This is a genomic window from Chroococcidiopsis sp. TS-821, from assembly GCF_002939305.1.
Lineage (GTDB): Bacteria > Cyanobacteriota > Cyanobacteriia > Cyanobacteriales > Chroococcidiopsidaceae > Chroogloeocystis.
In genome coordinates this window covers 500302-514302 of sequence record NZ_MVDI01000002.1, presented here as the reverse complement: position 1 = coordinate 514302, position 14001 = coordinate 500302, and the positions used below count along the sequence as shown (strand labels likewise).

At 44.3% G+C, this 14001-nt stretch carries 10 protein-coding genes; 5 read left to right on the top strand and 5 right to left on the bottom strand.

The features are described from left to right. Positions 1–53 precede the first annotated feature (53 nt). Complete coding sequence (locus B1A85_RS09965; protein WP_104546739.1) at positions 54–1970, top strand: ABC-F family ATP-binding cassette domain-containing protein; 1917 nt, start codon at positions 54–56, stop codon at positions 1968–1970. Positions 1971–2130: 160 nt separating this feature from the next. Here the strand turns inward: B1A85_RS09965 and kaiC are convergent, their stop codons facing one another. From kaiC to B1A85_RS09950, 3 genes are all read right to left on the bottom strand, one after another. Next, on the bottom strand, positions 2131–3690 hold the full coding sequence (gene kaiC, locus B1A85_RS09960) for a circadian clock protein KaiC (protein ID WP_104546738.1): 1560 nt from the start codon (positions 3688–3690) through the stop codon (positions 2131–2133). A gap of 65 nt (positions 3691–3755) precedes the next feature. Further along, positions 3756–4073, bottom strand: a complete 318-nt coding sequence (kaiB, locus tag B1A85_RS09955) for a circadian clock protein KaiB (protein ID WP_104546737.1) — start codon at positions 4071–4073, stop codon at positions 3756–3758. 55 nt (positions 4074–4128) lie between these two features. Then, positions 4129–4467: a hypothetical protein gene (locus B1A85_RS09950; protein WP_210404341.1), complete on the bottom strand. Its 339-nt coding sequence runs from the start codon at positions 4465–4467 to the stop codon at positions 4129–4131. A gap of 475 nt (positions 4468–4942) precedes the next feature. On the opposite strand from B1A85_RS09950, the gene B1A85_RS09945 reads away from it, so the two are divergent. Continuing rightward, positions 4943–8098 carry an ATP-binding protein gene (locus tag B1A85_RS09945; RefSeq protein WP_104546736.1) on the top strand — a complete coding sequence of 1052 codons (3156 nt, stop codon included), beginning with the start codon at positions 4943–4945 and terminating at the stop codon, positions 8096–8098. Positions 8099–8107: 9 nt separating this feature from the next. Here B1A85_RS09945 and B1A85_RS09940 read toward each other — a convergent pair whose 3' ends face one another. Beyond that, positions 8108–9904, bottom strand: coding sequence for a glycosyltransferase family 39 protein (locus tag B1A85_RS09940; RefSeq protein ID WP_104546735.1), 1797 nt, complete (start codon positions 9902–9904; stop codon positions 8108–8110). 246 nt (positions 9905–10150) lie between these two features. After that, positions 10151–10675, bottom strand: a complete 525-nt coding sequence (locus tag B1A85_RS09935; protein WP_210404340.1) for a hypothetical protein — start codon at positions 10673–10675, stop codon at positions 10151–10153. Positions 10676–10801: 126 nt separating this feature from the next. On the opposite strand from B1A85_RS09935, the gene B1A85_RS09930 reads away from it, so the two are divergent. The 3 genes from B1A85_RS09930 to B1A85_RS09920 all read left to right on the top strand — a co-directional run bounded on the left by B1A85_RS09930 (position 10802) and on the right by B1A85_RS09920 (position 13731). Then, positions 10802–11134: a DUF565 domain-containing protein gene (locus B1A85_RS09930; RefSeq protein WP_104546734.1), complete on the top strand. Its 333-nt coding sequence runs from the start codon at positions 10802–10804 to the stop codon at positions 11132–11134. A 78-nt stretch (positions 11135–11212) separates the two neighbouring features. Beyond that, a complete protein-coding gene (locus B1A85_RS09925) occupies positions 11213–12289 on the top strand; it encodes a glycerate kinase (RefSeq protein WP_104546733.1) in 1077 nt (358 codons plus the stop codon). 125 nt (positions 12290–12414) lie between these two features. Next, entirely contained in the window at positions 12415–13731 is a 1317-nt protein-coding gene (locus B1A85_RS09920) for an ABC transporter ATP-binding protein (protein WP_104546732.1), read from the top strand. The last annotated feature ends 270 nt before the right edge of the window (positions 13732–14001 follow it).

The following is a 14001-nucleotide window of genomic DNA, read 5'->3' as shown; positions in this document are numbered from 1 at the left end:
GATACTCCTTGACTCCAACGTTAGACTGGTTACTAGTGGATAAGCTGTGACCAATGACTATTTTTACGCTGCGATCGCTCAAAAAAGACTTTGGTATCAAAGAACTTTTTAAAGACGCCAGTTTTAGCCTTGAAGAGGGCGATAAAGTCGGGCTAATTGGAACTAATGGTTCTGGCAAATCAACGCTACTCAAAATAATTGCTGGCTTAGAACCAATCGACAGCGGCGAAATTTGGGTTAATTCAGGAGCTAAAATTGTCTATTTACCCCAACAGCCAGAGTTAGATGAAAGTCGCACCGTTTTAGAACAAGTCTTTGCTGATAGTGGCGAACGAATGGCATTGGTGCGAGAGTATGAGGAACTATCCGAACAACTCGCGCATCAGCAAGGCGACACCGAAAAGCTAATAGCGCGTCTTTCTAGCGTGTCGCAACAAATGGAAGCAGCAGGAGCGTGGGATCTCGAAACAAATGCCAAAATTATTCTGACAAAGCTGGGTATTCAAGATTTTGATGCCAAAATTGGCAATTTATCCGGTGGTTATCGCAAACGAATCGCGCTAGCGGCGGCGCTATTGTCAGAACCTGATGTATTACTGATGGATGAGCCGACAAACCACTTGGATGCATTATCTGTGGAGTGGTTACAAAGCTATTTAAATCGCTATCGCGGCGCGTTGCTACTCATTACGCACGATCGCTACTTTTTAGATCGCGTCACCAATCGCATCCTCGAAATTGATCGCGGCGATCTTTACGCTTATGCGGGTAATTACGCCTACTACTTAGAGAAAAAAGCTGAAGCCGAAGAAACCGCAGCGAGTAGCCAGCGCAAACACGCAGGAGTGTTGCGGCGCGAACTCGAATGGCTCAAACGAGGACCAAAAGCGCGTAGTACCAAGCAAAAAGCCCGCATCGATCGCATTCGAGAAATGCAAGCGCAGGAATTTAAACAAGCGCAAGGTAAAGTGGAGATTTCTACCGCAAGCCGTCGAATTGGTAAGAAAGTTATTGAGCTAGCAAATATCAGTAAATCCTACAACGGACGCACGATTATTAATAACTTTACTTACACTTTTAATCCTGAAGATCGCATTGGAATTATTGGTAGTAACGGAGCCGGAAAATCTACGCTGATGGATATTATCACCGGACGCGTGCAACCTGACGCGGGAACGGTAGATATTGGCTCGACAATCCACATTGGTTATTTCGATCAACACTCGGAAGATGTCTCTCTCAACGAGAATCAACGAGTCATTGAATACCTCAAAAGCGTTGCAGAGCTTGTCAAAACATCTGATGGTAGTGTTATCACTGCATCGCAAATGTTGGAACGATTTTTGTTTCCACCCAATCAGCAATATGCACCGATTCACAAACTTTCTGGTGGCGAAAAGCGGCGGTTATTTCTCTTACGCGTGCTGATGAGTGCGCCGAATGTCCTGATTTTGGATGAACCAACGAACGATCTCGACGTACAAACGCTGGCGGTTTTAGAAGAATATCTTGAAGATTTTAATGGTTGCGCGATCGTTGTCTCGCACGATCGCTATTTTCTCGATCGCACGGTTGATACGATTTTTGCCTTTGAGCCTGGCGGTAACTTACGCCAATATCCTGGTAACTATTCCGTTTATTTAGACTACAAAGCAGCAGAAGAGCAAAAAAGCAAGGAAGCCGAGGTAGCAGAGGAAGCACAAAAGCAGAGGAAGCACAAAAATAGAAAAGCAGAGGAAGCACAAAAGCCACGCAAGCTTTCGTTTAAAGAAAAGCGCGAGTATGAAGTGCTAGAAACTCAAATTCCGCAGATGGAAGCAGAAAAGGAAGAACTGGAGAAAATTCTCTACAACAATCCTCCGAGTAGCTTCACCGAAATGCAAGAACTGTCACAACGCTTAGCACAACTTATTCAAAAAATTGATACTGCAACCGAACGTTGGTTAGAACTTGCGGAACGCGAAAATTAGGTAGCCTAGCGAATAAATTCGCAGTTTAGAAATCTATTTCCCCACCATTCAAATTCTCAGGGAATTTTATCAAGAGCCTAGCGAATAAATTCGCGGCTAGATACACAAAGTCCACGTAGGTGGACTTTATAAAAATTGCCGCTATACTTCTATTGCTCTATCATGAACCGGCGCTATCTTGAAATCCTTTAACAATGCGTGACAACTCCGCTTTTTCATCAGTACTAACACGTGTCGGAGAACCACTGATGATCCGTTCGTAATTGCGAAAGGAGTCACTAATTTCAGGCCCATCAGCGCTAATATTATACTCGCGAATTCCTTTGTCGTGCCAAGAACCGCGCATTTTAAATACGTTGATTGCGCGTGACATTTCGCCGCGAATTTCTACATATTGCAGCATAATAATTGTGTCTGTAATTGTCGAAATATGCGAATCAGTAATTGAATGCGAACCCATAAATTGATCGGTGGTGTTCGTAAAGAATCCGGTAATTTCTTCTTGCTTGGCATATCCGGTGACCCCGATAACAAACTGACGAAACGCGTTATTGCTGACTCCCCGCGCTAGTGCTGAAAGCGAGTCAATCGCAATGCGCGATGGCTTGAATTGTGCAATTTCAGATTTGATATTTTGTAAGTGATCTTCTAAGCCGGCGGATTCAGGATAAGCACAAATTATTTTGAGTAATCCTTGACGTTCTAAATCTTCAAAATCAATTCCCCACGAGTAAGCATTCCGCGATAGCTGCGCGCGGGATTCTTCATAAGCAAATAAAATCGCGCGATCGCCATTCAGACACGCATTTTGTAAAAACTTACTGACTAACAAAGTCTTGCCAGTTCCTGTTGCACCGGTTGCCAAAATAATCGAATCTTTAAAGAAACCGCCGCCACACATTTCATCGAGGGTTTTGACTCCAGACGAAACCCGCGTATTCGACGAGCGTTGTGTTAAACGCATTGCGCCTAATGGGAAAATACTAATTCCGCTAGTGGTGATAGTAAAAGGATATTCGCCTTTCATGTGCGATGAACCGCGCATTTTTAAGATTTCAATTGTGCGTCGCCGCCTTTCTCCTTCTAAAACATTGCGGACAATGACTACATTATCAGAAACAAATTCTTCAACGCCAAAGCGGGCGATCGCGCCATATTCTTCGGTGCGCTCGGCTGTAATAATATTTGTAATACCAATTTGTTTCATGCGCGCGATCAGTCGAAAAATCTCGCGACGAACGACAGAAGCTGCTTCGTATTGCTGAAAGAGTGCCGTAATCGAATCGATGGAAACTCGTTTGGCTCGATATTTATTAATCGCGTATTGCAAGCGCTCAATTAAAGCCGAAAGATCGAAATTTCCAACAACTTCCTGCCCTTCTGGATCGGGTGTTGCATCTAAAATGAACAGTTTTCCTTGATCGATTAACTGCTGTAAATTCCAACCAAAACTACTTGCATTTTTGATAATATCAACGGGATCTTCTTCAAAAGTAACAAAAACCCCTGGTTCGTCAAAATAAACAATACCATTATAGAGAAAGTGCATTGATAGTAAAGTTTTCCCTGTTCCAGAAGTGCCACTCACTAGCGTCGTTCTCGCTAAAGGAAGTCCGCCGTGACTAATATCATCAAATCCTTCGATCATCGTGCGGATTTTTTGCACGCTTTCTGTAACTTTGGGACTTTTTGAAGTAACTTGATTATTAGTATCATCCATTTTTTACTGCTGTAATGCTTACGCAAACCAGGTTCTAAATGACTAATTTCTATTGATAACAGTACTTATTCAATAGTTTCTTCGCCTTCTTTTAACTCTTCGTATAGTAAGTCTAATCCAATGAGGACTTTTTCTCGATCAGATAGATCGCCAATAATTTTACGCACAGGTAATGGTAGTATTTTAGCTAAGGTTGGTGTCGCGAGAATTTTATCTTCTTCGGCTAACTGCGGATTTTTCAGTACATCAATGACTTTCAGCGCATAAATACCTTGAAACTCTTCTTCTAAAATCTTTTTGAGAGTTTTAATCGCTTGAACCGATCGATATGTATTTCCAGTTACATACAGTTTCAGCACATAAGTCTTTTTGAGTACGTTCATAACAGCAAGGTTCGAGTTATGTAAGATAATTAAGCACCACCGGCGTTACGACAGTCTAGCGAGTGCGCGAACAACGATACATTTCGCATAGATGTGCCAAAATATCGATGAGTGTCAAACGGTAGTCGAGTAAAATGTCATCACTCCGTCCTTCAACTTTTAGCTGCTTGGATAATTCATCAATCAACTCCATATGAATTTCTATAATTTGTGGTACAGGAAGGTTGTATTCAAACACTTTATTAATAAATTTATCAATTCTATCCCTAGATGCTTCATTACTGACAAAGTAATTTATGATAATTTGGCGGTAGTCTAACTTGAGTTGTTGTAATAGATCTTGTTCTAAAGACATTTGCCGATCGACTGGTGCTGCGGTATGGCGGTCATCCATAACTCCATAACAGATGTTTTACGATTCTGTAGATTTAAGCATGGCAAAGTAGTATGACTAAATTTAAATAAGTTATGTGATGCTCAGATAAAAAATTGCTTAAATATAAGCTCGGTAAAAATAGTTAAGCGTTACTATCTCAAAGTAAGGCTTTGCGTTATAAAAATAAAGCGCCCTTTCATCGAAGTGGTATCCGCAGTCATGCGCTCAGGGCTGTTGACGAACCTACTTCGTAAATATAAATTGAGGTGTGTCTGTTAGATAAATTAAGAAATTTGAACTAAGTTAAATCATTATCGCATTGTAATTCATTATAATTCCCCAAGGCTCAGATTCTCGATCTTGGCAGTCATAATAGTGGCAATTGCATTGCGGTACGAATCTGCAAGACGAAAAAAGCATCCTCAACAAAGATCGTCGAAAAACGGTTCACTGTGTCGTCAAGATAACCAGAATACCCCACTGCATAGAGTCAATGCCAAATCCAGAGCTATATGATTTCATTGCTAATATACCTAGCTGTCAGCAGACAACACAGCTAAAAACAGTGCTGGAAATTTTGCAACAGACGCAGGGCGATCGCGTGGTAGTCGTGAATGACGAGCAAATTCCTGTAGGCGTTTTATCCGCAGCACAACTTTTATTTTATTTATCTCACCAATTCCAGGCAGAGCGATATCAAGCAACGATACAGCAAGTTTTCAAAAACGTTGGGAGAAAACTAATCGAACCGATCGCAGTTTTACCTGCAAGTTTAAGTATTGCAGAACTGAGCGTACATTTGCAATCTTTACCCAACTGCCAAAATGCGCGTTGCGAATGGGTATTAGTTGATACCGAAGGGAAATTTTGCGGAGTCGTCGATCGCGTGCAGCTAACGGAATTTTTTTGCTTGAACTTAGCGCAAGTGAGTAGTGAAACGGTTAAACAGGTAAGCGATCGTCAAAATCAGTTAGCTTTAGATGTCCTCGTACAACTACTCGAAAAATTACCATGTCCGTTGATTCTGCAAAAAAGCACAGGCGAAGTAGTGATGCAAAATTCCGCCTGGAGTCGGCATTTTGGCGGACTCAGCGATCCCGAAGAAGTCCGACGTAAAGTTGAGTCGATTTTAGATTCAGCGACCCTAGCAACTCAAGTACAGTCAAGCGCTCGGACATCAAATTCTGAGGTACTGGCGACGTCAGCTTATCAACACCATAGTTTGGTAAGCAGCACCTTGCACGCGCAGCACGAGTATGATGCTGTGAGCGTCAGCGATCGCTCTGAAGAATTTGAGCCAGTGGAATTTATCGCAACCGCGAATCGCTGTCAGTTAGGTACACAAGCTAATACTTGTATTTGTATTTGGACGCTACCCAATGGTCAAGAGCGCGTGTGGGAATTCATCAAAATTCCTTTACAGGAAGATCGCCAGCAAACAAACGATCCCAAAATTTCTGAAGCACAAAGCGACGGCGCGCATCTATGGTTATTACTCGCAACAGATGTCACCGAACAACAGCAGCTAGCCCTCGAATTAGCGGCGAAGAACGCCGATTTGATTCAACTGAATCGATTAAAAGATGAATTTTTATCGTGTATTAGCCACGAACTGAAAACACCGTTAACCGCCGTTCTCGGTTTATCGACGCTCCTCAAAGATCAAGCATTAGGAGAACTCAACGAGCGACAAAGCCGTTATGCAAAATTGATTCATCAAAGCGGTCGTCATTTGATGAGTGTCGTCAATGACATTTTAGATTTAACGCGGATGGAAACGGGACAACTCAAGCTAAATTTTGAGCAAGTAAAGATTAGAAATGTTTGCGATCGCGCCCTCGAGCAAGTGCGAACGATGCAAGCGCAAGAGAATCAAGTTACAACAGAAGCGATCGCCCAAAACGAGCCAGAACATCACTTTAGCTTAGAGATTGAACCAGGCTTAGATACGATAATTGCTGATGAATTGCGACTGCGACAAATGCTCGTTCATCTTCTTGCCAACGCGTTTAAGTTTACCGAAACTGGTGGAGAAATTGGATTGCGCGTCAGTCGCTGGGCTGGTTGGATTGCCTTTACTGTTTGGGATACAGGAATTGGAATTCCTGAACAACAACAACACCTAATTTTTCAAAAATTCCAACAACTGGAAAATCCATTAACGCGTCGCTTCAAAGGCACCGGACTAGGTTTAGTCTTAACCCGAACATTAGCACGCTTGCACGCTGGCGATGTAAGTTTTTTGTCTAAAGAAGGTAAAGGCAGTGCTTTCACGCTGCTACTACCACCGCATCCACCGACAGATTTTCGGCTCGCAATTGCCGATCGCGAATTGCCAAGCACGAGTCCTAACTCACAAACGCTACACCACAACCCGAACTCGACGCAAAAGCCAAAATTAAGTCACCGCTTGGCGCTACTTGTCGAAGCGGCGCCGCGATACATCGCCGCTTTAACCGAACAACTCAGTAGTTTAGGTTATCGAGTTGTCAATGCACGTTCTGGAACCGAAGCGTTAGAAAAAGCACGCCGACTGCAACCGGAAATCATCTTTTTAAATCCTTTACTACCGTTGCTTTCTGGTTGGGACGTATTGACTCTGTTAAAGTCTGACCCTGCAACGCGTCAAATTCCAGTGATTGTAACTGCGACAAGAGCCGAAAAAGAGCAAGCGCTGGCAAATCGAGCCGATGAATTTATTAATTTGCCCGTGTCGTCAGAAATCTTACCACAAATTTTGGCGCGTTTTTGTCACGAGCCTGTTGCTTATCCGCAAGCACAAACCGAGATAGAAACGACAAAGGATCGCATGACGATTCTCCGGTTAGTACATGGTGATGCTACACCATTTGTTCCACAACCGTTACAGATTCACTACCGAATTTTAGAAGCTGATGACTTAGAACAAGCAGAAATTCTGGCAAGTATTTGGCAACCTGATGTTGTCTTACTCGATGGCGACATCGCTGAACCTGTGACTTATCTCGAAAGTCTCAGTCTGTGTTCTAAGTTAGCCGCACTGCCGATTGTCACCTTAGACGCGGCAACGACGCAAGCCGCCAATCAATTCGAAGGACTAGCAGTTTTTCCTTGCTTGCTTCCCCGCGAACAACGCGATCCAGAGACCTTGCTATCAGTGTTGCAATTTGCCGCAGGAAAGCAATGGAAACCGAAGATTTTAGTGGTTGATGTGGCGATGTTACCTGATTTGCAGACGAATAGTCCACTTTGTCAAGCAAGTCATTCTGCCGCGCGCGGTACTGAATGGTTTCAGGCGTTAATTCCCTATCTCGAAACTGCAGGTTTCAATGGCGCGATCAGCCACTCGTGGGCAGAAACATTAAACCAGATCCGCCAAGCGAGCGTTGATTTAATTTTAATTTGCCTAGCAGATGTCCAGCTAAACGCGGATGTTCTGCAAGCCTTGCAAAATTTAGAAAATGAGAACTTACCGCCAATTTTGGTACTGAATGGACAGTTACATCCACAACTTGATACACATCCAGCAAACTCGAACCGTAGCTTGGATTTACAAAGTCAACTCGATCGGGTTTTACAAGCGATCGCCACAGAAATCCTCCCGCCTTTATCCATCCAAGAATTATTAGACAAGATTGTTAAGACATTGGCACTCAGCGCCGCACGTTAACACGCCTTCTTATCCCTGCGTTGGATTTTTGATAATGCGCACGAGTTGATACGCACCAGCTTCCCCAAGGATGTGATACTGCGGTAACTGCGACTGGAGTTGTTGCAGTCTTGATGGATAAGACAACAGCATGACCGAAAAAGGCTCTAAGGCGTTAGCTTGGAGTTCTTGAAGATAAGCAACTGCCTTTTCAATTTCTCGAACGTAAGTGACTGGGCGCTGGCTGTAAAAGACAACACTCGGCTTTTTGAAACCGATCATAATTAATTCTTCGTTGGGTTCGACTTGACGGACAATTGCCGATAGTTGGCGTAGTGGTAGTTGTCGTGCTTGATCCACCCAAAAATAAGCAGGTGTGACAGCAAAGACAAGAAATACGACAAATCCGAGTAAGTTTACGGCTAATAAACCTCGCCAGCGTCGTCGCAGGATGAAGAATATGCCAGCGATCGCCGCGACTAACCAAATTATTCCCGCGAGTACTGGTAAGCCAGATTGTCGAATCGACTCTTGTAAGTTTGGAATTGCGGGATCGTAACCAACAAGGTGAGGAAGCGCAAATAATCCAGCCGACAAACTTAATAAAAACGCAATGTTTAGCCAATGACTCCACAGCAGAAAGCGCGAAGTTGGTTGAATGTTACCGACGCGACGATTGAGGCGATCGCTCCATACAAGTGCGACTAATATAGCTGCCGCAGGCATCAAAGGTAAAACGTAACTTGGTAGTTTCGTGACGGCGATAGTGAAAAAGCCAAAAATACTTGCAAACCAAAATAATGCAAATAAACCTAAGTGGGTCGAGCGATGAGTAGAACGCCAGTAGGAACGTTTCCAAAATCGAGTTTGGGCGATCGCCACTGGTAAATAAATCGACCAAGGGGCAAAACCAAGGAGGACAACCACAAAGTAAAAATACCAAGGTGCTGAGTGGTTATTCACAACACCTGTGAAGCGTTCGATATTGTGATAGCCGAAAAACGAGTTGATATAATCCCAGCCATTCGCACCGATTACGAGAATGTACCAAGGAACTGCGATCGCCAAAATCAACAAACTGCCCCAGATAATTCGCATTTCGCGCAGCACTTCGCGAAATTTACCAACGTAAAGAAGAAATAAGCCAATGATAATTGCTGGTAAAACAATGCCGACAGGTCCTTTAGCTAAAATTGCTAATCCTACAAGTACATACAACGCAAGATACCACCGTGTTTGAACTTGGGGTTTTGATGGTTGCGCGTATCCCACAAAGAAACACAACAAGGCACAACACATACACCCTGTCAACAACATATCCGAAACGCCAATTCTTGCCCAAGCAATTGTTTCAGGATTCAGGGCGATCAGTGCTGCACCCAAACCAGCACAAAAGAACGAGCGCGGAGTTAACGAGGAGGAACGCGTGTAAGAGTCGGAAGTACTGATACCGAAAAATAAGAGTGTATAGAAGCCCAAGCAAACTAACACGAAAGCACTTATTGCTGAAGGTAGGCGTACCGCCCATTCATTCACGCCAATTGTTGAGTAAGCGATCGCCATCAGCCAGTAAACTAAAGGCGGCTTATCAAAACGCGTTTCCTCGTTAAAGTACGGCGTGATGTAGTCTCCTGTAACCGTCATTTGCCGCGCCGCTTCCGCAAACAGTGGTTCTGTCTCATCCACCAAGCCAGTATTGCCCAAATTCCAGAAGAAGGCTAGCCAACCGATAACTAATAACCACAAAATTGACACAACCCAAACCCAAATTGGGCGGTCTACGGTGTTTCCCCAAGAATCTAAAGCACGGTCGAACCTAAGTTTCATGCAGCTAACTGTATATACTGGTGGGCAATTGCAAATTGTAATCTAAAGATAAATTAGATGACTTGCTTAAAGTTTGGCAGTTCCAGAAGAGGGCAGAGAGAGAGGAGCCAGTGCGGTGCAAAGCCAGTCGCATGCGGTGGTGTCCCCCGTTGAGCGAACTGGCGTGAGTTTTCCTCCGTTGTAGCAGCTGGCGCGAGCAGAGGAAGAATAGTGTTTTTTATATAACTCACCACTCATTACTCATCCCTAATTCAACGTGAGTTGCCATTCTTGGGTTTGACTGTTCCAAACTGGAGTAGGCGTTTCACCGACAACGTAGGGACCCCAATAACGCCCAGAACCATCTTGCGCGAAGGCGACGATAATATCTCCTTTAGTTAATGTGAGATTACCCTCTGGTAGAGATAAAATTAACCCTCCGCTACTGCCTTCATAAGGAGCAAAATCCCAATGCGCGGGTGCTTCGCGGTAGGCGTTGGGCGATCGCTTCGCAAGTAGTGCTACGCGCACGGGCTGATCGGTTTGGTTACTCATGCGCAAAGCCCCTGGACTCGTTTCGGTCAAATTCGGGGTGGGTGCAGTAGCTTGTTCTTCGGTTGAAGTTGTGGGAGTCGGAGTAGGCGATCGCGTTGCGGGAATTGTTCCAACGGGTGACGGTTCCGGTTCAATCTCAATTGTGACGCTAAACTGTAGCAAGAACCACACTAACCCCAAAATTCCCAATACTGAAGCAACAATAACCGCAGGATGCACCAACGATTTCATATTCATAATTTTTAAGGCTGAAAAGATTGACAGGCTGTATTCTGTATCTATACGCGGTAGATAATCCTCCTCCTATTACCATTGAAACAGGCTTAAAGCCCGCTAGCAGCTTATTTTGAGCATTTACTGAAGATGCAAAATACTCGTCTTAACGATCTGTTTAATTCTATTGCCGGACAACTAGGAAGATGGTTTTTCAATCCTTGGCGAAAGCTATCTCTACTAATTATTAGTTTATTGTTTGGCTTTTTTCTTGGCTCGGCAATTTCAACGATTGCAGGACAAGCAGCTGATTGGGACATTATTGGTGCAGGCGTTATAGTTGCGTGGAGTGAAATTGTTGACCGAATTTATTACAGTCGTACTTGGCGCAAACAGCGCGCACTGTGGCTAGAAGCACTCAATGCTGGCAAAATCGGTCTAACTTATAGTCTGTTCTTAGAAGCGTTTAAACTTGGTTCTTAAATAGGGCTGGTAATTGGTCATAAAAACGAAATTCACTTATCACCCATTACCTATTGCCCAACAAAAAATCGTTAAGTTATGCAAACAACGTGGTTAAGTCAAATTGTCGCGGGAGCATTACCCGACGAACGTTTAGTACTCGCAACGCTTGCCGATCCTTTACGCGCTCAAGCTTTTGATATTACTCCAGCGAACGTTGAGCAAGTTGTACAAAAGCGATCGCAATTACTCCGTGCGGTTTACCCAGCGTTTAGTGAATTTTGTCAAACGCGGTTGCATCTCGCACCAAATCAGCTACTCGACACGCTGTGGGATTTTTGGCTACCGTTAGCGATGCAGCTAGCATCATCTCGCCAACAATTACAAAGAACGCTGATTCAAGGCATTTTGGGCGGGCAAGGTACAGGAAAAACGACTCTAGGCGCAATGCTGACGCTCATTCTCGGACACTTGGGATACCGTACTATCAGCTTATCGTTGGATGACTTGTACAAAACTTATCACGAACGCCTAGCGTTAAAACAGCAAGATCCGCGCTTGATTTGGCGTGGTCCGCCAGGAACGCATGATGTTGATTTAGGTTTAACAGTACTGGAGACGCTACGTCAACCTGTTGGGCAACCGATCGCTATTCCTCGCTTTGATAAGTCTGCATATAATGGCGCTGGCGATCGCGCGCAACCCGAACTTGTCGATTCTGTCGATATTGTCCTATTTGAAGGCTGGTTTGTGGGCGTGCGACCAATTGACCCTATAAAGTTTGACACGGCTCCACCACCGATTGAAACTCATGACGATCGCAAATTTGCGCGCGATATGAATGCTCGACTGCACGAGTATCTGCCTTTGTGGGAACAACTCGACGCGTTAATCTTGCTTTATCCTGATGATTACCGCCGCAGCTTAGCATGGCGTAAAGACGCCGAACACAATATGATTGCTGTTGGTCAATCGGGAATGGAAGATGCAGAAATTGAGGAGTTTGTCAAGTATTTTTGGCGCTCGCTTCACCCAGAATTATTTATTAAGCCTTTATTAACTCCTCCTACCTGGGTCGATCTCGTAGTAGAAATTAGTCCAGACCATTCTCCTGGCAGAGTTTATCGTCCAAGAGATCTTGCTACCCACGGTAAAGGTCAGCGGTCAGAGCCATGATTCTGAACTTCTATAATGTCTGAACGATATCTACCATTGCTATAGAATTCAGTATAAATCGGTTCGCTACTTTGACGCGATGCTGAGTGTTATCTAGAAAACGCAAATAGTAGGAATTAACGATCGTGGCGCAGGTTGTTCTGGAAAACGTATATAAAAGCTTTCCCACTCGACATAACGAACGAGTTGCTCCGGTAGTCGCGCAGTCATCTCCCCTCGCGCCAATCGATGCGCCAACCTTAGTGGAAAAAGAGACTCAAGAACATAAGCAAACTGTGAGTGTACTGCGCAATATTAACTTGAGCATAGCTGATGGCGAGTTTATGGTCTTAGTAGGGCCTTCTGGTTGTGGTAAAAGTACGCTGCTGCGCTTAATTGCTGGGTTAGAGAAAATTTCTGGCGGAAATATTTGGGTAGGCGATCGCTTGGTGAACGAATTACCTCCCAAAGCTAGAGATATCGCGATGGTGTTTCAAAACTACGCGCTTTATCCTCACATGACCGTTTACGATAACCTCGCATTTGGACTGCGGCGGACAATGATGGGTCAGGGTAAGAGTGGTTCTAACTTGTTAGAAAATATGCTAGTTGGAGTGACGCGGGGATTGCCAAAGAATTTACGTTATACTACAGCACGCGAACGCGCAGTTGACGAACGAGTGCGCAATGTAGCCCAATTACTGCAAATCGAAGCACTGCTCAATCGACTACCAAAACAACTTTCTGGCGGACAAAAGCAACGCGTAGCCTTAGGACGCGCGATTGCCCGCAACCCGCAAGTTTTTTTGATGGATGAACCTCTTTCCAACCTCGATGCCAAACTCCGCGCCGAAACGCGGGCGCAAATTGTCAAGCTACAACGTCAACTGGGGACAACAACCATTTACGTTACCCACGACCAAACCGAAGCAATGACAATGGGCGATCGTATCGCGGTGATGAATCAAGGACAAATTCAGCAAGTTGCGCCCCCCCTGGAACTTTACAATCGTCCTGCAACGCGCTTTGTCGCCGAATTTATTGGTTCACCCCCAATGAATTTTCTTCCAGTCCAATTTCACGCGCCACTGTCAATTACGCACCCGCAGTTTCGCTGCACGCTCCCAGAACGCTGGGCAAATGTCTTGCAAAAATACGACCAGCAAACACTCATTCTCGGTATGCGACCCGAACACTTCCACCTTAGTACGCCTGCACCAGAAAATCTTTTAGTTCAAGTAGATTTAGTTGAGGCGTTGGGTAACGATACGTATCTCGCCGTCAGCTTTGTTAAACAAGGAATACAACCATCTGCGATCGCGACTACTGCGACAAATACTCTACAAGTACGAATTCCACCCGACCAAAAGGTCTCAATTGGCGAGCAACTGTGGCTATCGCTGTCACGAGACAAACTGCATTTCTTTGAATATGAAAGCGGTAAAGCAATTTGGGCTGAGTAGAGAGAAGACTGAAGGATAATATCTATAAGTAAATTGAGGGGATTTAATCAGGACGGACGCTGTATTTATCGGGTAGTCTGTCTCAAAAGACCTTTTTGGCTTTGTTCATCACTAAACTAAGAGACTTGCCAACTTGTTACATAAGAAGGAATTTTTTCTTAGACCTTATACATAAATGTCCTTTGTTTTCTACCTTCTGCCTTTCTTCGAGCAATTTAAGAAGGGGTTATGGAAAGAGGTTCACAGCCTGACTTCCTGAAAAAGACTTTC

Bases quoted from the DNA above. Each gene is read 5' to 3' on its own strand.
- B1A85_RS09965 (WP_104546739.1), top strand. From the start codon at position 54: ATGACTATTTTTACGCTGCGATCGCTCAAAAAAGACTTTGGTATCAAA.
- kaiC (WP_104546738.1), bottom strand. From the start codon at position 3,690: ATGGATGATACTAATAATCAAGTTACTTCAAAAAGTCCCAAAGTTACA.
- kaiB (WP_104546737.1), bottom strand. From the start codon at position 4,073: ATGAACGTACTCAAAAAGACTTATGTGCTGAAACTGTATGTAACTGGA.
- B1A85_RS09950 (WP_210404341.1), bottom strand. From the start codon at position 4,467: ATGGATGACCGCCATACCGCAGCACCAGTCGATCGGCAAATGTCTTTA.
- B1A85_RS09945 (WP_104546736.1), top strand. From the start codon at position 4,943: ATGCCAAATCCAGAGCTATATGATTTCATTGCTAATATACCTAGCTGT.
- B1A85_RS09940 (WP_104546735.1), bottom strand. From the start codon at position 9,904: ATGAAACTTAGGTTCGACCGTGCTTTAGATTCTTGGGGAAACACCGTA.
- B1A85_RS09935 (WP_210404340.1), bottom strand. From the start codon at position 10,675: ATGAATATGAAATCGTTGGTGCATCCTGCGGTTATTGTTGCTTCAGTA.
- B1A85_RS09930 (WP_104546734.1), top strand. From the start codon at position 10,802: ATGCAAAATACTCGTCTTAACGATCTGTTTAATTCTATTGCCGGACAA.
- B1A85_RS09925 (WP_104546733.1), top strand. From the start codon at position 11,213: ATGCAAACAACGTGGTTAAGTCAAATTGTCGCGGGAGCATTACCCGAC.